This window comes from Desulfitobacterium dehalogenans ATCC 51507 (assembly GCF_000243155.2).
GTDB classification, from domain to species: Bacteria; Bacillota; Desulfitobacteriia; order Desulfitobacteriales; family Desulfitobacteriaceae; genus Desulfitobacterium; species Desulfitobacterium dehalogenans.
On record NC_018017.1, the window covers coordinates 661,676 to 683,377 of the forward strand.

The following is a 21,702-nucleotide window of genomic DNA, read 5'->3' on the forward strand; positions in this document are numbered from 1 at the left end:
CGGCGAATTCATGTTGAACCATGGATTAGCTGCTCTATGAATTCCATACACTTTGGATTAAGGAATTTATTCCATACAATGATAGCACAAATTCAAGAGAACCTACAAAATAGAATAGTGATTAATCAGTAAGTATAAAAATGAACAACTTAGTGAAGGTGAGCGTAAGTGGTAAAGAGTGACTAAAAAAAATAAAATACTTAAAAAAGCAATTGAATTATTATGCATATAAATGTATAATTATTAAAACGATAATGAGGAGGTATCGGTGTGAAAGTAGGAATTATCGGAGCCACAGGGTATACAGGTCAAGAGCTGGCGCGTTTACTCCAAAATCACCCTGAAATAGAATTAGCATACTTAGGCTCCTCCAGTAATAGCGGAGCAGTCTATGAGGAGATGTTCCCACAGTTTTCAGGGTTAAGGTCTAGTCAAGGTATGGGGTCAGGGTTAGGAACAGGGAAGCTGGATAATGAGCAGGTGCCGGACTTGGATGTTTTGTTCTGCGCCCTTCCTCATGGACTTACAGCAGACCGAACTGCCCAATGGCTGAACCGAGGCATTAAAGTCATCGATTTGGGAGCAGATTTTCGCCTCAAGGATGCAACAGTTTATGAAAATTGGTATAAAGTAAAGCATCCTGCTAAAGAGCTGATTCCTGGAGCAGTCTATGGTCTTCCGGAATTGTATCGGGATAAAATTGTGGGAAAAGCCCTCATAGCCAACCCCGGCTGCTATCCCACAGCCACCCTCTTAGCTTTGGCTCCACTACTCCAAAAAGGGCTGCTGCAGAAAGATGGACTGATTATCGATGCCAAATCCGGAGTTTCCGGAGCGGGACGTGGTGTTACTTTGGGAAACCATTTCAGTGAAGTCAATGAGAATTTTAAAGCCTACGGAGTAGCCAGCCATCGCCACACACCGGAGATTGAGCAGCAATTAACGGAGGCAGCAGGGTCAGAACTCCTGGTTAATTTTACCCCCCATCTAGTGCCTATGACTCGGGGAATCCTTGCCACCATCTATGCCCAGGTTACACCCGGCGTCACAGAGGCTGACCTTAAAGTCTGCTGGCAGGAGCAGTATGAGGGAGAGGAGTTTGTGCATATTCTTCCGGAGGGAATCTGGCCACAAACAAAATTCGCTTCAGGAAGCAATCATAGTTTTCTCCAGCTTAAAGTGGATTCACGGACCGGGCGGGCTATCCTGATCTCCTCACTGGATAATTTGGTCAAAGGGGCCTCTGGGCAGGCCATTCAAAATATGAATCTGATCTGCGGACTGCCGGAGAATATGGGGCTTAAAATGAGAGGACTTTGGCCATAAATAAGTTCATTCATTCAGTTTGGACCTATTAAATAATAAAGGTAGTGAGTTAAATGGATAAAACAACTCAAAGTACAGAAAGCATATGCGAATCCCAACCCAAGTGGTCCTGGATTCAGGGAGGGATTGCCGCTCCTCAGGGATTCCGGGCAGCGGGAGTCAAGGCGGGGGTTAAATATCCGAATAAATACGATGTGGCCTTGGTTTATTCCGAGGCACCGGCTCAAGCTGCGGGAGTGTTTACCCGCAATAAGGTGAAAGCTCATCCCTTGCTTCTGACCAAAAAACATTTGGAGAATGGCGTGGCTCAGGCTATGGTGGCTAACAGCGGTAACGCCAATGCCTGTGTGGGAAAACCGGGAGATGAGGCCGCCTGGGCTATGGCTGTGAAGACTGCAGAAGTACTGGGAATTGCCGCCGAAGATGTGCTTGTGGCTTCCACCGGGGTCATCGGTGCGGAATTGCCTGTAGAGCGTGTTACCAAAGGGATCGGGGCGGCCTCTCTGGAGATCTCAAAGAAAATATCCCCAGAGGAAGCGCTGCAGAATTCCCATCAGGCAGCGTTGGCCATTATGACCACCGACACCGTAGTTAAAGAGGCAGCTTGTGAATTGCTCACAGAGAATGGAAAAGTCCGCCTGGGAGCTATGGCTAAAGGCTCCGGAATGATCCATCCCAATATGGGTACTATGCTGGGCTTTATCACCACGGATGCTACAATTCCTGCCCCCGATCTGCAGGAACTCTTAAGTGAAGCGGTAGAAGAAAGTTTTAATATGGTGACAGTGGATGGGGATACCAGCACTAACGATATGGTATTGGTTCTTGCCAACGGAAAGTCGGGGATCACCTTAAATTCCGGAGAGTGGGCGGAGTTTCGCCGGATGTTTTTGGCCGTATGCAAGAAGCTGGCTCAGGACATCGCCCGGGATGGGGAAGGAGCGACCAAATTTCTGGAAGTCCAGGCTTTTGGGGCAGCTACAGTGGAGGATGCCCGTAAGATCGCTAAAAGCATTTGCGGATCCAGTTTGGTAAAGACAGCTCTCTATGGCGAGGATGCCAACTGGGGAAGAATCCTTGCCGCCGCAGGGTATTCCGGAGCGGAGTTCGATCCCGATCAAGTAGAGATCTATCTGGGTCATGTCTTAGTAGCCAAGGAAGGTCAGGGAGTTAATTTCTCCGAAGAGGAAGCCAAGGAGGTCCTCATCAAGAAGGATGTGACCATCAAGCTTCTGCTTCAAGAAGGGCAAGCCCAGGCCACGGCCTGGGGGTGTGACCTGACCCATGATTATGTCACCATTAATGGAGATTATCGGACTTGAATGAAGGCCGGGGCCGGGGTTTCAAAGAGGGGGTTTTTGCTCTCCGGCCTCTACCTTCCGACCTCAAGAAAGGGGATATGGAGATGACTCCTCTAGATAAAGGCCTGGATAAAGCCAGAGTGCTCATTGAGGCACTGCCTTATATTCAGAAATTTGCCGGCAAAACAATGGTCATTAAATATGGCGGTCATGCTATGCTTGAGCAGGACCTCAAGGAAAAAGTCATGCTGGATATTCTTCTTCTGCACTCCGTCGGGATTCGTCCGGTAGTGGTCCATGGGGGAGGTCCTGAGATCAATTCAATGTTGACCAGAGTCGGAAAAGAAAGCCATTTTGTGCGAGGGCTGAGGGTCACCGATAAAGAAACTATGGAAATCGCCTCCATGGTCTTGGTGGGAAAGCTCAACACAGAAATCATTTCCTTGCTCAACCGTTTCGGCGGCAAAGCTGTAGGATTATCAGGAAAAGATGCTCAGTTACTCCAAGCAGTTAAGAAGCCCATGAAGTTTCAGAATTTCCAAGGGGAATTGGAGGATGTGGATTTGGGCTTTGTAGGAGAGATCGAGCAGGTTCGTCCGGAAATAGTTACCTCTCTCGTGGAACAAGGCTATATTCCTGTTATCTCACCGGTGGCCGGCGGTGAGGATGGGGAATCCTATAATATCAACGCCGATACAGCCGCCGGGGAAATTGCCAAAGCCTTGAAAGCCGATAGATTTCTTCTACTCACCGATGTGCCAGGGGTTCTTAGGGATATGGAGAATAAAGATTCCCTGCTTTCCGTGATCAAGAAAGATGAGATCTCGGGGCTGATTGATTTGGGTGTGATTAGCGGAGGAATGATTCCCAAAGTAGAATGTGCCCGGGCAGCCCTGCAAGGGGGGGTGGGAAGTGTTCATATCCTCGATGGACGAATCCCTCACGCTATTCTTTTAGAACTCTTTACGGATGGCGGAATTGGAACGATGTTTAATTCTTGAGATCAAAGGACTTTTTAGAAGGGGGAGGTAAAATATGTTCGAAAAGACCCATGCCATGATTCAACGGGGTCAAGAGGTAGTGATGAATACCTATGGCCGTCTGCCCATGGCCATTGTCAAGGGGAAGGGCTCTATCGTTTGGGATATTGAAGGTAAGCAGTATTTGGACTTTGTCACAGGCTTAGCGGTCAGCTCGCTGGGTCATAGCCATCCGGCGGTGGTGGAGGCCATTCAAAAGCAGGCTGAGGAGATAGTGCATACCTCCAACCTCTATTGGATTCCTAATCAAATCGCCCTGGCGGAAAAATTAGTGGAACACTCCTTTGCCGACAAGATTTTTTTCTGCAACAGCGGCGCCGAAGCCAATGAAGCAGCCATAAAATTAGCTCGAAAATACGCCAAAGAGCATTATAGCGAGGATAAATATGAAATCCTGACTCTGGTCAACTCCTTCCATGGTCGGACTTTAGCCACATTGACGGCTACCGGGCAGACCAAATACCAAGAAGGGTATGCACCTTTGCCGGAAGGATTCACTTATGTGCCCATCAATGACCTGGCGCAGCTGGAAGAGAAAATGAGCCCTAAGGTGGCAGCCGTAATGCTGGAGCCTATTCAGGGGGAAGGCGGGGTATTTCCCTTAGAGGTGGAATTCTTAGCAAAAGCCCGCAAGCTTTGCGATGATTACGGGGCACTTCTTATCTTTGATGAAGTTCAAGTGGGCTTAGGGAGAACCGGCAAGCTTTTTGCCTATGAATGGAGCAATGTGGCCCCGGATATTATGACCTTAGCTAAAGCCTTGGGGGGCGGGGTGCCCATCGGGGCCATGCTGACTAAGGAAGAAGTTGCCTCCACCTTTAAGCCCGGAGATCATGCCTCAACCTTCGGGGGGAACCCCCTGGCTACAGCCGTAGGCTGTGCTGTAATGGATGTGATCACCGAGGAAGGATTCCTGGAAGATGTTCTAAAACGGGCACAGTATTTTAAGCTGAAGCTGCAAAAGCTGGCAGACAAATACCAAACCGGCACAGAGATCCGAGGACAGGGCTTTATCCTTGGCTGGCCTCTTGACCGCTCAGGAGCGGAGATTGTGGAAGGAGCCAGAGAAAAAGGCCTGCTGATTAATTTTGTGGGAGGAAAAGCCCTAAGATTTTTACCCCCTCTCAATGTTTCTTATCAAGAAATAGATGGGGCCATCACCATTCTCGATCAGGTTTTTGCTGAGTGTTGGTAAAGTGAGGCAAGGGGATGGTTCTTTTACTTCCTTCTAAATCCAAAAGATTAACTCGAATAAGATTATAGTAAAAGGAGAGTCCTCTCTTACTACCCCTGTAGGGTAGTAAGAGAGGACTCTCCTTTTGGGTTTCATCTCCTTTTGCCATTCCTTCAATATTTAGCGAATCTTTAAACTTCTGTCTTGTAATTAGATGTACAATTGGTATAAATATGGAATTTTATATTCCATACCTCGTCTGATAATAAATCATATTATAGGGGGAAATATCTTGAAGAGTATCAAAACGAGACTTTCTTTATTCTTTGGTGTTATTATTCTATTTATTTGTGCCGGTATCGGAATGATATCCTATTCGGCAGCCTCTCATTCAGTGTCGGATAACATTGATCAATCCTTGCTGCAACTAGCAGATGAAGGAGCAAAAACGATCAAAGCTCGGGTAGACGTACAACTCAATGCTATGGCGGCAGTGGCCGAAAGTGATCTTGTTATTAATGATCAATTAACAGTAGAACAAAAGTTAAATCAGTTAAGTCGAGAAATTAAGCGAAGCGGCTATCAGAAAATAGGGATTGGCAACTTGAAAGGCCAAGTAACTCTAAGCGACGGATCAGTGATAGAAGTGGCAGACCGCAATTATTTTAAAAAGGCTTTGGCAGGGGAGGGCGCTGTTTCCGACCCAGTAGTAGGGAAAGCGAGTAAAGCCTTAATTGTTACATATGCGGTGCCGATAAAGGATGAGGCTGGAAAAGTAAAGGGTGTCGTAATTGCGACTCGCGACGGAAATGAATTAAGTGCTATGACCGATGATATCAAGTTTGGGGAAAGCGGACAAGCTTATATGATTAATAATAGCGGAATCGTTGTCGCCCATAAGGACAAGGATTTGGTAATGAATATGACCAATTTCTCCGATCTGGCTAAAGCCGATGAGTCTCTGAGAGGTTTGGCCGCCCTCCACGAAAAGATGATCCAGGGAGAAAAGGGAGTCGGCGAATATACTTATCAGAATATTACCCGATATATGGGATTTATGCCGATAGAGGGGACGGACTGGGCTCTTGCCATTACAGCTCCAAAATCAGAAGTAATGGCAAAAGTCGATGAACTGGCAAAGAACATATTGCTTATCTCCGTTGTATTTCTTGTCCTGGGTATAGTTTTAACCTATTGGATTGCTTCTAAAATTTCCAGTCCATTGAAAGCGGTTTCGGAATATTTGAATACTGTAGCCACTGGCGATTTTACCCAAGAGGTTTCGGAAAAGCTACTTAAGATGAAAGATGAAACAGGACTCCTTGGCAATGCTATGAAAACGATGCGTGAATCGATCATAACTATTGTGGGAGAAGTTAAGGAAAAGTCTGTTCATATGAATGAAGTGCTTTCATCGATCAATGCCAGTATGGAGCGTCTAAATCATTCCATAGAAAATGTCTCGGCCACTACGGAGGAATTATCAGCGGGGTCAGAGGAAACGGCAGCGGCAACAGAAGAGATGAATGCGACATCGACGCAAATGGAAGGGGCTGCGGAAACAGTGGCTTCCAAATCTCAGGAAACCTTGATAACGGTGGGAACCGTAAAAGCTATGGCAGAGGAAATGAAAAAGAAAGCCATGTCTTCAAGCAGCAGTGCAATGGAAATTTACACGAAAACAAAAGGTGACCTGCAAGAGGCTATCGAAAAATCCGGGATAGTATCCCAAATCAATGAACTGTCCGAATCAATCCTGGCCATAACGTCCCAGACAAATTTATTAGCCCTTAATGCTGCCATAGAAGCCGCCAGAGCCGGTGAAGCGGGAAAAGGGTTCTCAGTGGTAGCAGAGGAAATCCGTAAACTGGCTGAGAGCTCCAATAATGCAGTCGCGAGAATTCAGGATGTCACGAAAGTCATTGTAGAGGCTGTAAAAGACTTAACCGTCAGCTCGGGGGAAATCTTAGAATTCGTAGATAAGAAAGTGCTGGCTGATTATAGCTATCTTGTTGAATCCAGCGAGCAGTATAGCCAGAGTTCTTCCAGTATTGATGCTATGATGAATGAGATTAGTGTAACCTCAGAAGAACTTTTGGCATCAGTACAGAATATGGTTCAGGCCATTCAGGGGATTTCCCAGGCTTCAAATGATGCGGCACATGGGGCGTCTAATATTGCCGGTGAAGCAATGGATATTACTCAAATGACCAATGAAGTCATCCAACTGGCCCAGTCTGCAAAAGATAACTCTAAGTCCCTTAACGAGAGTATTTCCCGCTTTGAAATATGATGAGAGCCATAAACCTTTAGCGAATCTTTAAACACTTACTTTGATAAATAATGTACAATGTGATTAAAGCACAGTGATCAAGTGCTTATATTAATTTTCGATTAGAGCTCAATCGAAAACCAAATTAGGTTGGGGGAAACTGTATGAACAAGAGATTTAAGAAAATAATTTCTTTGTTAATCTGCTTAGCGATGCTATTTACACTGACAGCATGCTCGAGCTCAACGAATACACCAAAGGAAACTCCAAAAAAAACAAGCGATGGGTTAAGCTTTACTCCAGGAACCTATGCGGCTGAAGCTCCTGGACGTAATGGAATCTTAAAATTAGAAGTAACGGTAGATGAAAGTAGAATTCTTTCTGTGAAGGTTTTAGAACATAGTGAAACGGCAATGTTAAGTGATGCTCCGATTCAACAGATTCCACAAAAGATTGTGGAAGGGCAAACCTTAAAGGTTGATACAATTGCCGGAGCTTCCTTGACCAGTGGTGCGATTTTGGCAGCTGCTAAAGAAGCGCTGACCAAAGCGGGTGGAGATATTAACAAGTTGATGCAAGGAGTCGAAAAGGAAAAGATCCAAGTACAGGATGCTGAGACAGATATCGTGGTTGTCGGTGCCGGTGCAGCGGGGATGATTGCCGCCATTAAAGCATCCGCTTTAGGTAAAGATGTTATCCTCGTGGAAAAGATGGGTATGCTGGGTGGTGGCGATACTATGATGGCTTCTACTTTGCTTAATGCAGCAGGTTCAAGCGTTCAAAAGGAATTAAGCATCCCCAACAGCTCAGCCGAAGATTTCTACAAACAATTGGATGGTATTGCCACCCAAAAGAACATGCCTGCGGATCGGACCACCCTGAAGACCTATGCCGATCGCAGCGGAGCGATGGTTGATTGGCTCGTCGATTTGGGTGTACCCTTCGGTAGAATCACCAATACCTTCCAACACAAAATTAAAGATGGCAGTGCACCGGGTACCCATATTGTCGCCGCCTTATCTAAGGAATTGAACGCAAAGAAAGTCGATTATCGCTTAAACACTAAGGCTACCTCAATCATTATGGAAGATGGTAAGGCAACGGGAATCGAAATAGAGACTCCCGATGGCAATTATAAGATTAAGGCGAAGGCTGTCATCGTAACGACCGGTGGTTTCTCCAATAATCCGGAACTCCTCGCCAAGTATAATCCCACCTGGCTTAATCGACCCACCACGGGCTCTGCTTCTTTGACCGGTGATGGAATCATCATGGCCGAAAAGGTCGGTGCAGCCCTTTATAATATGGATCAAGTCAAAGCCAATTATCTTGCTCATGTTTTAGAGGATGGGTCAGCGGTATCTCTCACGGCAATTAACAACCATACCGTGCTGGTTAATCATGATGGCAAACGCTTTGTCAATGAAGACCATGGCTCCATTAACTACAAGTCTGAGCAAATGATGATGCAGAAGGGTCATGAAGCCTACGCTATCTTCGACCAAACTGTCATTGAAGATCTCAAGCTAATGAAGGGATACAACGATTCCGGTTATTTCATCTCTGCTGATACTCTTGAAGGATTAGCTGATAAGATCGATGTCAATAAAGAAAACTTCCTTAAGACGATGAAGGATTACCAATCTTATACAATTAATGGTGAGGATAAGGAATTTGGCCGGAAAATTTCTGATCCCATTGATAAGCCCAAATACTATGCTGCTTTAGTCACACCTTCTATGCAAAGCACTTACGGTGGGATTAAAGTGGATGAGACTGGACATGTCATCAGTACAGAAGGTAAAGTCATTCCGGGCCTCTATGCCGCAGGAGCAACTTCCGGTCATGGTGCCGCTGCTGGAGAAGTTGGATACGCACTCATTGTTGCTGTTGTATTCGGTGATGTAGTAGGGGAACAGGCTGCAACAGATATTAAGTAATCTTTGCAAGGGAAAATAGGAATCACTTTAACTAACTAAGATAAAATGCACATAAACAATCTCTATAGACGATGAAACCTCTAAAACTATCGTAAATAGTTTTAGAGGTTTTGTTTCACTAATGTCCTTCGACTTGTTCCAGGGGTAGTATCACGATGAAAGTCGAGCCTTTGTCCGCCTCACTCTCCACACGGATCTCACCCTGGTGGGCTTTCACGATTTCGAAAGCGATGGAAAGGCCCAGACCTGAGGATTCAATGTTGCTCCCTTGTTTGCTGTAATAATAGCGACCAAAGATTTTGGGCAAATCCTCTGAATCGATGCCAAGGCCTGTGTCGCAGATTTCAATGACGGCATTTGGCCCTTCACTACGAAGGATAAGGGTTATTGATCCGTTTTCGGAAGTAAATTTTAAAGCATTTGACATAAGGTTTTCCAGCACTTGCTTGAGACGAAAGGCATCTCCTGTAACGCAGACATCCTTTTCGATTTGGCTGGATAATGCAATGCCTTTCCGCTGAGCCATAGTCTGGGAACCTTCGAGGACGGTAGCGCAAAGAGAATCCAATCGCACACGAAATTGATTAAAGGTAATGCCTCCTTCCTCCAACTTGGAAATGAGGAGTAAGTCTTCTGTTAGGCGACCGAGATAATCCAGTTGATTTTTGAGAACAGTGAGTGTGGCTGCATTTCTTTCGTCAGAGAGCTCTATCATTTCTGCTGAACCTTGGGCATTAAAGATGGGAGTGCGCAGATCATGAAAAATGTTAGCAGTCATACTGTGCTTTTTTCTTTGCTCTTCCAGTATTTTTTGGTTAGCCTTTTCGAGTTCTTGAGTACGAAGCAAGACTTTGGCGTCCAAGTGGGCATTTGCTTCTTCGAGTTTAACCACCAGTTTATCTACCTCGTCAAATTTTCGAGCGAATCGGCTATTAATCACAAACATACATGAAAAGGCAAAGATCATGCCGCTGAATTGGGGGATATAGTAATAAAACATGGATATGGCAGGAAGAAAGTAACCAAGCTCCACAAAGCGGAAAAAGACACGTAAGCCTTCGCGTATGGCAGTCCCGATGAGTAGGATGTAGGCATCCGGTCTCTTCTTCGCACAGCCGGCTATAACCGCATAAGCGGAGGGCAGAGCGAGGGAATAGGCTATATGCTCAAACAAATTGTTTAGCCCCAAGGAATTGAGGAGAATCAGCATAAAAGTAAGGGCAGTGATTCCCGGCCCTCGTACCAGCAGATTCCACTTCCCAGGAAGGTGAATATCCATTAGCACAAAGCAGAGTGCAACAGAAAAGACGATGCGAAATATTCGTACCAAATCCGTCAGAGAACGAAATTCTAAAAGAATAAAATTCGAATTGGATAAAGCGGAGATTAGAGCAGTCAATGCCAGTGCCATAAGCAGGAGCAGATATTTTTCGCTGGGCTTTTTGATATAGAGGGATAGACTGTAGATAACGATGAGTAGATAGATACCTAAGGTGAGCATGCTCAACCCATAAGCCAATAACATATCTTTCTCGGCGTTTTCATGCGTGGCCAGCATAATCTTGGTTGCAAAGGAATGGCGAGGGAGTTGAAGATCAAGGTCTATGTTTAAAGTTTTATCTTCATCCACGTTGTCCCTGGGTAGAGGGATTTGGTGCACTCTTTGGTAGAAAGTATGGCTATCATAAGAATAGGTAAGGGCACCATCCATATGTACTTGCACGGATTTAAAATCGGAGAACACCAGAACGAGTTCAGGTACTTCTTTGGGTATGTGAAGATGAAGGGAAAGTTGGCTTTCCTCGATCGATTGATTCTTCGGGCTAGAAACGATGTAACTGCGTTCTGCTATATCCTCAGGAATAACTGAACCCGAGTAGAATATTGGAGTTTGGCTGGTTAGATAGCCTGGGACCAGAAAGGATAGCATAAAAATCATGACGAACATGACCAAAGGAAGGGTGAACTTGCGCATAGGAGAAACCTCCATTAAAATAAGGCTGAAGTACAAATATAAAGTTTCACAATCGTCTTGGAAAGACTATCAGGACGGAATACTATAAGAAGGTGATATCCATGCATCGCATTTTGCTAGTTGAAGATGATCCTACGATTGCCGAGATCATTCAGTTTTATCTTGCGAAAAACCAAGAATATCACGTTCAATGGGTGAAAAATGCCCAGGAGGCGTTGAGCGCAGCCAATGAGCAGGTCGGTGCAATTTTGCTTGATATTCGTTTACCGGGAATGGATGGCATGGAAATCTGTGCTCAACTCCGGCGAAGACTCTATTGTCCAATCATATTCATTAGCTGTCTTGATGATGAGGAAACCATTGTTAAGGCCTTGCGTCTGGGTGGCGATGATTATTTGGTTAAGCCATTTAAGTGCCCGGTTTTGCTGGCTCGTATTGAAGCGAATTTAAGGCGTATGCAACGGAGTAATCCTCGCGTTGAGGACATGCTCTATAGTGGGGAGCTGGCTCTTAATACCAATACCCATACCGTTCAAAAGGGAAACGATAGGGTGTATCTATCCCCAACGGAATTTCAAATTCTTTACTTCTTGATGAGAAACAAAGGGATTGTCTTAGAGCTGGAAGAAATCTATTACTTCATATGGCAGCGTCCCAGTTACGGGGATGTGCGAACAGTATGTGTCCATGTTAGTAACCTACGAAAAAAGATTGAAGAGGATCCCTTAAAGCCCAAATACATTAAGACTGTGCGTAAAATTGGCTATATGTTTAATGACTAATCTTATTAGTACATTTTTTTGCTTCATAGTCAATATGTATCGGAAGATGAAAATTGGGACTGAACCTATGCAAAATAGGAATCAGTCCCATTAATCATTTAGTGTCTAGTGTTTGATAGTATAGTACCAGTTGACCTGTCCCCGTGGCCCCATGAATGGACTCTCCTTTTGAGTTTAAACAGCAGCTTCAGCCGCAGCATTTTGCCCGATAATCCTGCCAAAGACAAAGCAAGTGGCCACACTGGTGCCGCTTCCGCCGTATTGCTGAGCGATAACATTGGCGGCATTCCGCCCGGCTGAGTAGAGTCCGGCTATAGGTGCTCCGGTCTCAGCGGAGAGAACTTGGGCCTTGGTGTTGATCCGTAATCCGCCTACGGTGAACATGCTCGTGGGGACGATTTCCAGAGCATAGAAGGGAGCGGTGGCAATCGGCTTGATGAATTTGCTCTGTTTATTAAGTAAAGGATCCTTTCCCTCAGCTGCTTTAGAATTGTAGAATTGCACGGTATTTTCCAACACGCCTTCAGAAGTACCCAGGGCTTTGGCCAGCTCTTCGATACTATTGGCTTTAGTGACCTTGGCCTTTTCCAGGCTTTCTTTGGATTTCTCCGACAAGATATCGTGCATTTTGGCATCGAAGATGAGATAGCTGGGAAGATGCTTCTGCGGTCTGTGATTTTGGAGCATATATTCTGCTACCCAAGAATGGTAATGATCTTCGGCGACGAAACGTGAGCCGAATTGATTGACAATGATGCCCTGAGAGAGGGGGCCGCCTGCACAGCCTTCCTGGGTGGTGTAGGCATAGGCCGTACTGGTGGAAAAGGCCATGTGCATGTTTTGTAAAGCTGCCCCCAAGGCCTGCCCCATTTTGATACCTACACCGTTATCCCCGGCGGTTCCCAGAGCATACACCCCATTGAATGCTGGGCAGTGGGTTCTCACCATATCTTCGTTCTTGGCAAAGCCGCCGGCGGTAAGAACGACTGCTTTGCGAGCTTTGATGGAGAGGGTCTTATCCCCTTGCTTAGCCTTGATACCAAGAACCCGTTTTTTATCATGATCATAGACCAATTGCTCTCCCGCTGTTTCGTACATAATCTTAACCTTGGGAAGAGCTTCCACAGCACGTAGTAAAGGCTGGAAGAAACCGGATCCGTCTCTTCCCCCCGGCCGGGTTTCGCTGTCTACCCAGCCTGTACGGTGTACGGCTTTGCTCACGGCAGCATAATCCATATGGTACTCGTCCCCCGTACAGGTTAAACCGGCTGTAGGATTAGGAGTTTCGGGCCAGAGGGGGTTGACACCGGGATTGAATTTTACGCCAATCTTTTCCGTAAGCCAGGTGTACATATCCGGGCTTTGTTCAGCAAAGATACGGCACTGGTCCTCATCGGCCCCCGTACCCAATGCCGCTATTAAATAGTTGTAGAAGTTCTCTGGGCTGTCTTCAAAGCCGGCTGCTTTCTGCAGAGCATTACCTCCACCGATGGTGACGAGGCCGCCGCAGATATTAGTACTTCCGCCGGCCGCTTTAGCCAATTCGAGAACGATGACTTCGGATCCTGCTGTACCTGCTTCCCAAGCTGCCGCTCCTCCCGCACCACCAAAGCCCACCACCACTACATCCGTCTCGTGGTCCCAAGCTATACCCTCTGCCGGTGCCGGTGGGTTACTCTTGGAAGTGTCGGTGGAACAACCGGCTAAGCCAATGGTTGCTATACCAGCAATACTAAAAGCCGCGCCCTTGATAAAATCTTTACGAGAGATCCCCTTCGAACTATTTGAAGTCGTCATGAAATTATCCACTCCTTATTTATCTTCTTGTAATTTCCTTCACTAATACAAGCGGAAAAAGACTAATCAACTGACCCTTCCTCTTAGCGATCCTCTAGTTGTAAAAGTATAGTGCTGATAGATCAGAGTATATACAATTGTTGAATAATCCCCCTTTCCATAAATAGAGTAATTTGTTATTATTATCACAGGTTTCTGATATTACCTTAACATTCTGACTCTAGTCATTCAATATGTTATCAGTTAAATGAGACATAAAGGGGGAAAATGTCCCGTGCTGAGAAAGAGCTTTGCCCAAGATTGTCTATATACTGCTGTAATGCGACTGATGAAAGAGAAAGATTTAGAGGACATCACTGTAAAAGAATTAGTGCTAAAAGCTGGAGTGTCCCGTTCAACCTTTTACCGGTATTATACACAGCCTATGGATGTCCTTCGGGATTACCTCCAACCTTTTAATGATGACAATGCCCACTTGGATGACGAAGATGATAAAAAGGTTTATTTGCGTAGATTTTATCAGTATTATACAAGCCATAGTGAGCTTATCTATGCTTTGATTCAGTCTAGTAAGACGGAGTTTCTCAGAGAAACCATATCCAGTCACATTCTCGAAGTCTTTACAGCCATGATGACGAATAAAGGAATATCTTCTTTCCTGCAAAAGGCTAGTGTGGGATTGTGTGTAGAAATATTGATCGTATGGATTATTAACGATAGGGAAGAAAAGATCGAAGAAATGACCGACACTGTACATAACATGGTTTCTGTGATTGAAAGGGTATCCTAGGATCGTCCCCGTGCCTCCCTGGAATAGGGCAATATAAGGAGGAAGATTATGAAAGAGTTCACGAATGCTAGCAGGATCTATTTGGGGTCACAAGGATTGAATCAGGAGTGGCTGGAGAAGGCTCAATATGCCTTGAACTCAAGTAATTTAAAGAGTTGGACAGCAGGGATACGCTTTTCTCAAGTCCCGGACATGATCACCTCCTACCTTAAGTCCGCTCTCTTAAATTCTTATTTGAACAGCATAACCCAACGCCTGGGAGAAATGGATAGGGATTTGCTCCATAAGGCCCATGTTATTTATTGTACTGATGATCGCGGGAATATTCGCGACCTGAGCCTCAGCCCGGATGTCAGTGAACGGGTGGATAATCATGTATGCAGATTTGTCATGGATCTTCTTGATCAAGGGAATGTGTGGGAAGATGCGGTGAGATGGTATTGGAATCACTCTGTAATCTGGACACTGGAGGCCATGTCTCAAGAATTTGAGTTGAGAACGCTGTCCTGTATGTCGGAGCGAACCTGGTCAAAGGTCTATTCCAAAACCCTTTGCTATGCAAATGCCGAGCGGTTTAACAGTCTCTTTAATATTTATGCCAAAAATTTTGTGGATATCTACATGCAATCCCTGCAAAAAGAGTATCTCGAGCCTTCCCGGTATAGTTTGGTTTTTTATGAAGAATTTTTAGGGTTAAATGCACCGGTTATGGGGGTGCAGAGTATCCTCCGACCGAGAATGATACAAGAAAAAGCCTCGTATCTTACCACGTTTAGTATGGCCATGTACCATCAACTGCGCAAAGTGGTAGCAGCACAGGAATTTGCCATACAAGACAATAGGATCTGGTTTAGTGCAAATCTGGAAACTCCCAGCGGCAGCTCCAGCGGGAGGGTGATTCTCAAAAGGGAGAATGATTCACTCATTAAACCTTGTCAAGACTTGATAAAAGGAATGAATGACGAGACAGCTGATGTCATGGATTCAATCTGCCACCTCTGGCTCAAGAAATCCACATCCCTTCAAGAAAAAATCGTGATTCATGCAGATGATATTCTCGATCTCCGAGGGTTGCGCAGGCAGAAAAATGGTCATGGACAAAGAGGAGGATATAAAGCTAAGTGGCGGGAACGTATTGCCGCCCACATGGATTTATTAGATCAACTCTGGATTAATCCCACTGGGATCAGCTCCTTTACCTTAGAAGAAAAAGCCTTTATTATTTCTAAAAGCAAGGATTTACAGGACACAGGAAGCAAAGGGGATTTTAAATGGGAGGTGCGGCCAGGTAATCCTTTAGTTCGCGATTTGCGGAAAGGGAAGAGGCAAACCTCCATCCTTTCCAAAAGAGTTTTTGAACTGGACCCTTACCGCCAGGCTTACGAGAAACGGGCAGCCCGCTATTTCTCCTGGTTATGGAGAAGCCGGCAATCCCGGGGACATTATTTGGAACCGATTCGCATCCCTACCTTGCTTAATGCCATACGTCTGGAATATCAAAGGTCACGCTCAGCCAAAATAATCGAGCGATTTGAAAAGATGATGGATACTCTCAAAGATAAGGAGATTATCGCCGGTTGGCAATATGATCGGATCTATAAGAATGGGCAGGACTGGCTGGAGTTAAAATTGGTGGTGGAACCTCCTCAGACTATAATCGATCAATACGCTAAGATTAAATCAGCGACAAAACCCACTAAACCGCCTAAATTAGCAGGATCCTTAAATAACCTTGGTGAGCAATTAAGGAAGGAACGCCTAAGAAGAAGGCTGACCCAGATGCAGGCAGCGGAAGCCATTGGTATCGATCAAACCACGGTCTCGAAGCTGGAGTTGGGTCGAAGAAATCCTGACTTCCAAACAGCTCGAAAAATTCAGCAATGGTTCGCGACGGCATCTTTTTGAGCAAACTCTACCTTATGTTAATTTTTACTCTACCCTATCCTTATCAAGACTCTACCCTATCCATACTCAGAATACCTTCGATTCCTCACATATCAAAGGCTATGCTCCCTTAAACATAATAAGGAGAATGATATGAAGCCTGTCTGCGCATCTGCGGACAGGCTTCATATATAATGGTCATGGTCATAGAACAAAGGAGGAATGGGGCCACTTTTGATGTGAAAGTGCACTCAAGGAGGAGGTGAGAAGATTGGAAAAAGGTATGAAGTGGGCTAAACGGGTATTTTTGCTGCTTGCATTTGCTGTTGTCGTGATAGTGAGCACAACGACAGAAACCAATGCCTTTGTCTCCATGAGTGAGGATCAGGTTACCTGCACGCCCTGCCATGAAGACGGACGTAAAGGAGATGGTAAAGGCGGTGAGATCCATCCCGATGGCACAAGTGATAATGAGGGAATAGAGGGAGAAGGTAAAACAGAAGAAAATCCTATTCTTACTCAATATCAGAGTACACTGACGGGTAATCTGACCATCGCTCCGGCAGCAGCTTGGGATGATCTTTGGACTTGGGTTCAAGCTCAACCCCTGGTAAAAATTGAAAGCAAATATGATGAGGCATTTCAAAAATAATCGCAATAGTAATGAGGGAGTGACTCTTTGATGAGCGATAGTTTAAATGTAAGCCGTCGTAAATTTATGATCGGCGGGTTAGCTACTGCAGTGGCAGCAGGAGCAGGCCTTTTGACAGGGTGCAGTACTCAGTCCGCAGCACCCCAAGCACCGGCCGCTACGGAAAACTGGGATGCTGAAGCGGATGTTGTCGTAATAGGATTTGGTTGTGCCGGCGGTGGAGCTGCCGTTTCCGCAGCAGAGGCCGGAGCCTCGGTATTGGTTTTGGAATCTTTGCCTATTCCAGGAGGAACGACCCGGGTATCTGGCGGAGCCTTATGGGTGCCTGCCAATCCTATGCAGAAAAAAGAGGGAATCCCGGATTCCATCGAGGAAGGCCGCCAGTATATTATGAAAGGCAATGATGGTCAGGTTGATGAAGAACTCATCGATGCTTACCTCGAAAATGGCCCCCAAATCGTTGAGTTTCTTATGAACAAATTGCAAATCGAATTCAAGTTCGGCTATCCAGATTATCATCCGGAATGGCCGGGAGGAAAGAGACTGGGTCGCAGTATCAGTCCGTCCTACGATGGCAAAGGGTCCGGAGAAGCTTTAATGGCTGCCCTTTACGATTACTCTCTTGCTAAAGGGGTAAAATTTGCCCTAAATACTCATGCCAAAAAGCTCATTAAGGATGATTCCGGCAAAATCATCGGCGTTACTGCTTACCAAGATGGCAAAGAAATTCGTGTCAAAGCCAACAAAGGGGTCGTTCTGGCTACAGGCGGTTTTGAATGGGATAAAGATCTGCTCAAAACCTACCAAAGAGGCCCGGTGGATGCATCCGTGGTCTTTAATCCCGGCAGTGGCGGAGGGGTCTATGGCTGCGGCGACGGCTTAAGAATGGCTATGGAGGCCGGTGCCGATCTGCGCAATATGAACGAATCCTGGGGGTTAATGGTTTATTTGCTCCCCGGCTGGGAAGACGAAGTGGCTAACTATCGTCAAAACGCCAAAGATTACAAAAAAAGCACCTGGAAAACGATTATTGGCGATTGGTTCCTCTGGAGAGGAAAGCCCGGCACGATCGTTGTTAATAAAGAGGGCAAGCGTTTTATGAACGAAGCCTGTGATTATGATACTTCCGCTTATCCTTTCTATGAGAGAGACACTTTTGGGGAGAATCGTTGGCGCAATTTACCGGCCTTTGTCATCGCCGACTCAGTTCAATGGAGCAAGTACGGTATCGCCGGTGCTAAAGGGGATAATGTTCCTGATTATATCACCAAGGGAGATACTTTGGCGGAACTGGCTCAAAAACTAGGCATCGATGCCAAAGGTTTAGAAGCTACTGTAGCTGAATTTAATAAATATGCTTCCCAGACTCCTCCCACAGATCCCCATTTCCACCGCGGAGAAAGTTATTTCGATCGGTTTGCCTCCGGTGACTATGCTATGGCACAGGCAGATCCTGAGAACCCTGCCTGCACCTTGGCTCCCCTGGCCAAAGGTCCCTACTATGGCATTCAGATTCACTCGGGCAATTGCGGAACCTGTGGCGGAGCACGGATTAATGCTAAAGCACAAGTTATCGATGTCCATGGCAATGTTATCCCCGGTCTCTATGCCGCCGGCAATGCTGCAGGATTAGGCGGCCCTGGAATTACCTATCATGGCCCTGGCAACCCTGTAGCCGGCGGAGTTATCTTCGGATACCTGGCCGGACTGGATGCAGCGACAAAAGCCTAAGCCAAGCCAGTGATGTAAGAGAAAGATGCAATAAAAAGAGAGTTGCGACACTACCTGAAAAGGATAGGGCAACTCTCCTTTGTATTTTTTATAGATCCTATTGTATAATTTTAATAGCAAGAGTTGTATGAGGTAAAGCTTAATGGAAACACCAAAAAACGGCATCAGTCGGCGGAAGTTTATCGCCTTGGGAGCTGTAGCAGCAGGAGGGTTAGCCTTGGCCTCTCATATGGGATATATAAATGATACTACGGAAAAAATAGCAAAGCCAACCCTGACTCCTACGCCGGCAAAGTGGAAGAACGAGGAGCTAACGGTGGCCTGGCTTGGTCATGCGGGTTTTTTAATCAACTTTTATGGTACAAAAATCCTCATCGATCCGACTTTTTACGAAAGAATCGGATTAACTCCTCTAGGCAATTATACTATCGGTATGAAGCGCTATGTAGCCAGCCCTTTAACGGCTGAACAGGTAGGCAAGGTGGATCTGGTCATTTGTTCCCATGCCCACACGGATCATTTTGACTACCCCAGCCTTAGGACTATGCAATCACCGGATACCGCAGTCGTCACAGCCAAGGGAACCCGCTCCCTTTGGGAGGGGTTGAACTATAGAACTATTGATGAGATGCATTGGGGTGACGAAAAAAAATATCCGGGGGGACTTAAGGTCAAAGCCATTGAAGGGGAGCATTGGGGAGCACGCCTTCCTTGGAACAAGGAGATGGAGGCTAACTCCATCCTTCTTTCCAAAAATGGTGTCAATATCTTCATAGGTGCTGACACGGGTTATACGGAAAAGTTCCAGCAACAATTGCGGGAAGTAGAGATTGAGCTGGCGATTATGGGTATTGCCGCTTATTCTCCCAAATCCTTTGAAGCCCGTCATGCCACTCCGGAGCAAGCCATTCAGATGGCCGAGGAAATGGGAGCGAAAAAGATTCTCCCCATGCATTGGGGAACCTTTAAACTCTCCCAAGAGCCCATGGAGGAACCTATTCAGCGTTTTAACCAGGCCATGGCAGGGAAAATGGATAAGATCGCCCTTCAAGAGATTGGGGCCACTTGGGTGAAAAGTTAGTTGTCTAATAAGTCAGGGGGACGTTTCATATGCGGTGAACGTCCCCCTGTTTTTTAAAGGCTGGAAAGAGTTTGCTTTCTTTGGGCTCCCATCTTAGTAGAAGGCGGGATTGGAGTAGGTAGCCTGCACGGCTTTTTTCACGGCATTAGCCAATATATCATCTTTGGTGACTTCTTTAGCACGTTTTTTGGCTTCTTTTCGATCCCCTTTATCCACCAGGTAGGGGAGGATACCGCCGGCATAGAGCAAGCCGATGAGTTTGGCCGTTTGGCGGTCTGGGTCTTCCCTCCGCAAAAGCACGCGATGGATCCGATCCAAGATATCCTTTCTTGCCCGTTCATCCCGGACAGGATAACGAGTGGAGGAAAAGAAGATAAAGGTTTGCTGTTCTTCCTCACGCAATAGAGCCTTATCCGCCATCTCCTCCAGAATGCCTTTCCTTAAGCCCTTGAGGGTACTGCGAAGCCTGGATATCCAATAGTCAGGGGGGCGATGACGTTTGCTGGAATCCATCTGGTGAAGGGCAAGTTCCAGTCGCCGATTATTAAGGGGCCTGGCATCGGAGACTTCCACAGTCTTTTTATCCACCCGAATCCGCTTAAGATGCTCTAACTCCATAAGGATGGCACCTGTAAGACAGTAATCTATGCAGGTGCTGGCAGTGAAAGAGAAGTTACCCTTTTCTTCATTCAGAGAAATAAGAAGAACTTCTTCCATGAGGGTTAACATCTATTAATCTCCTCCTTCATCAGGTGTTTTCCCATCCTTATTAAGGCGTCCCGACTTGCGGGTAGCTTCTCGAAGCAGAAACTCAATATGAGAGTTGACGCTTCTAAACTCATCGGCTGCCCATTTTTCCAGGGCAGTGTATAGCTTGGGATCTAACCTTAAAGCGAATTGTTTCTTGGGCATACACATCAACACCTGTCAGGATTATTCTAAATTAGTAGAGGGTACCTGTATTGATGACAGGCTGAGCGGAGCGGTCAGAGACGATGGTCACCAGCAGATTGTTAATCATCGCGGCTTTACGCTCTTCATCAAGCTGAACCACATTTTCTTTTTCCAGGCGTTCCACGGCCATCCGGACCATACCCATGGCGCCCTCAACAATGATCTGACGGGCATCCAGAATAGCATTGGCTTGTTGACGCTGGAGCATTGCACCGGCAATCTCAGTAGCATAAGCTAAATGGGTCAAGCGGGCTTCCATAACTTCTACACCAGCCACTTTGAGGCGTTCCTGAAGTTCCAGACTGAGCTCTCCGGCTACTTCTTCAGAATGACCCCGCAGGGAATAGCCTTCTTTTTGGAAGTTGTCATAAGGGTAACGGCTGGTGACATGACGGAGAGCGGTCTCGCTTTGAATCTCGACGAATTGCTCATACTTATCCACGTCGAAAATGGCTTTGGCTGTATCGATGACCCGAAAAACAATGACCGCGGCAATCTCAATAGGATTTCCTTCCACATCATTGACCTTTAAAGTCTTGCTGTTGAAGTTACGAACTCGCAAGGAAGCGGATTTGCGCATAGAAAAAGGGATGGTGAGCCAAAGTCCGGGTTCGCGTATCGTTCCAATGTAGCTGCCGAAAAAGGTAATGACATAGGATTTATTGGGCTGTATCACAACGATGCCGCTGGACAGAACCAACCCAATACAGATAAGAACGATCCCCAGGATAAATCGTGTTTGAATGAGAAGGGCTGTGCCACCGATGAGCAAAGCTAAAACGATAACCATAGCGAGATAACCATTGAGTACCCAGGCCTTTTTTTCGTTCATAACGGATAGCCTCCTTTTAAGGAAAAAATGATTTAAGATTACTTCGATACCATTATGATATCACTGTTATAGTGAAATGTAAACAGATTTGGAGTAAAAATATAAAAACACATTAAAATCATCCCAATAAGTAGTACAGATTGTCAGATGATATAGTACAGTTTATCCAAT

17 protein-coding genes are annotated in these 21,702 nt (G+C 45.9%); 12 read left to right on the forward strand and 5 right to left on the reverse strand.

What is annotated here, in order from left to right:
• Positions 1–270: 270 nt before the first annotated feature.
• The 6 genes from argC (at position 271) to DESDE_RS03140 (ending at position 9,053) form a co-directional block, all read left to right on the forward strand.
• Complete coding sequence (argC, locus tag DESDE_RS03115) at positions 271–1,326, forward strand: N-acetyl-gamma-glutamyl-phosphate reductase (RefSeq protein WP_014792582.1); 1,056 nt, start codon at positions 271–273, stop codon at positions 1,324–1,326.
• A gap of 53 nt (positions 1,327–1,379) precedes the next feature.
• Positions 1,380–2,648, forward strand: a complete 1,269-nt coding sequence (argJ, locus tag DESDE_RS03120; protein WP_014792583.1) for a bifunctional glutamate N-acetyltransferase/amino-acid acetyltransferase ArgJ — start codon at positions 1,380–1,382, stop codon at positions 2,646–2,648.
• Positions 2,649–2,731: 83 nt separating this feature from the next.
• Complete coding sequence (argB, locus tag DESDE_RS03125) at positions 2,732–3,628, forward strand: acetylglutamate kinase (RefSeq protein ID WP_028305439.1); 897 nt, start codon at positions 2,732–2,734, stop codon at positions 3,626–3,628.
• 34 nt (positions 3,629–3,662) lie between these two features.
• Positions 3,663–4,862, forward strand: coding sequence for an aspartate aminotransferase family protein (locus tag DESDE_RS03130; protein ID WP_014792585.1), 1,200 nt, complete (start codon positions 3,663–3,665; stop codon positions 4,860–4,862).
• 271 nt (positions 4,863–5,133) lie between these two features.
• On the forward strand, positions 5,134–7,134 hold the full coding sequence (locus tag DESDE_RS03135) for a methyl-accepting chemotaxis protein (RefSeq protein WP_014792586.1): 2,001 nt from the start codon (positions 5,134–5,136) through the stop codon (positions 7,132–7,134).
• 143 nt (positions 7,135–7,277) lie between these two features.
• On the forward strand, positions 7,278–9,053 hold the full coding sequence (locus tag DESDE_RS03140; protein ID WP_014792587.1) for an FAD-binding protein: 1,776 nt from the start codon (positions 7,278–7,280) through the stop codon (positions 9,051–9,053).
• 118 nt (positions 9,054–9,171) lie between these two features.
• On the opposite strand, the gene DESDE_RS03145 is transcribed toward DESDE_RS03140, so the two are convergent.
• Complete coding sequence (locus DESDE_RS03145; RefSeq protein WP_014792588.1) at positions 9,172–11,028, reverse strand: sensor histidine kinase; 1,857 nt, start codon at positions 11,026–11,028, stop codon at positions 9,172–9,174.
• Between the two features lie 101 nt (positions 11,029–11,129).
• Here DESDE_RS03145 and DESDE_RS03150 point away from each other — a divergent pair, with 101 nt between their 5' ends.
• Complete coding sequence (locus DESDE_RS03150) at positions 11,130–11,810, forward strand: response regulator transcription factor (protein ID WP_014792589.1); 681 nt, start codon at positions 11,130–11,132, stop codon at positions 11,808–11,810.
• Positions 11,811–11,984: 174 nt separating this feature from the next.
• On the opposite strand, the gene DESDE_RS03155 is transcribed toward DESDE_RS03150, so the two are convergent.
• Positions 11,985–13,607, reverse strand: coding sequence for an FAD-dependent oxidoreductase (locus tag DESDE_RS03155; protein WP_014792590.1), 1,623 nt, complete (start codon positions 13,605–13,607; stop codon positions 11,985–11,987).
• A gap of 274 nt (positions 13,608–13,881) precedes the next feature.
• Between DESDE_RS03155 and DESDE_RS03160 the strand changes: the two genes are divergently transcribed.
• From DESDE_RS03160 to DESDE_RS03180, 5 genes are all read left to right on the forward strand, one after another.
• Positions 13,882–14,397, forward strand: coding sequence for a TetR/AcrR family transcriptional regulator (locus tag DESDE_RS03160; protein WP_014792591.1), 516 nt, complete (start codon positions 13,882–13,884; stop codon positions 14,395–14,397).
• 48 nt (positions 14,398–14,445) lie between these two features.
• Positions 14,446–16,302, forward strand: coding sequence for a helix-turn-helix transcriptional regulator (locus tag DESDE_RS03165; protein WP_014792592.1), 1,857 nt, complete (start codon positions 14,446–14,448; stop codon positions 16,300–16,302).
• A 250-nt stretch (positions 16,303–16,552) separates the two neighbouring features.
• Complete coding sequence (locus DESDE_RS03170) at positions 16,553–16,933, forward strand: hypothetical protein (RefSeq protein ID WP_014792593.1); 381 nt, start codon at positions 16,553–16,555, stop codon at positions 16,931–16,933.
• 30 nt (positions 16,934–16,963) lie between these two features.
• Positions 16,964–18,664, forward strand: coding sequence for an FAD-dependent oxidoreductase (locus DESDE_RS03175; protein ID WP_014792594.1), 1,701 nt, complete (start codon positions 16,964–16,966; stop codon positions 18,662–18,664).
• A gap of 142 nt (positions 18,665–18,806) precedes the next feature.
• Positions 18,807–19,745: an MBL fold metallo-hydrolase gene (locus DESDE_RS03180; protein WP_014792595.1), complete on the forward strand. Its 939-nt coding sequence runs from the start codon at positions 18,807–18,809 to the stop codon at positions 19,743–19,745.
• Between the two features lie 93 nt (positions 19,746–19,838).
• Here DESDE_RS03180 and DESDE_RS03185 read toward each other — a convergent pair whose 3' ends face one another.
• Genes DESDE_RS03185 through DESDE_RS03195 form a run of 3 tightly spaced genes read right to left on the reverse strand, consistent with a single transcriptional unit; the run spans position 19,839 to position 21,531 of the window.
• On the reverse strand, positions 19,839–20,474 hold the full coding sequence (locus DESDE_RS03185; RefSeq protein WP_014792596.1) for a GOLPH3/VPS74 family protein: 636 nt from the start codon (positions 20,472–20,474) through the stop codon (positions 19,839–19,841).
• A gap of 3 nt (positions 20,475–20,477) precedes the next feature.
• Positions 20,478–20,663 (reverse strand): type II toxin-antitoxin system antitoxin, encoded by a 186-nt coding sequence (locus DESDE_RS03190; RefSeq protein WP_014792597.1) that lies wholly within the window; start codon positions 20,661–20,663, stop codon positions 20,478–20,480.
• 25 nt (positions 20,664–20,688) lie between these two features.
• Positions 20,689–21,531: an SPFH domain-containing protein gene (locus DESDE_RS03195; RefSeq protein ID WP_014792598.1), complete on the reverse strand. Its 843-nt coding sequence runs from the start codon at positions 21,529–21,531 to the stop codon at positions 20,689–20,691.
• Between the last annotated feature and the right edge of the window lie 171 nt (positions 21,532–21,702).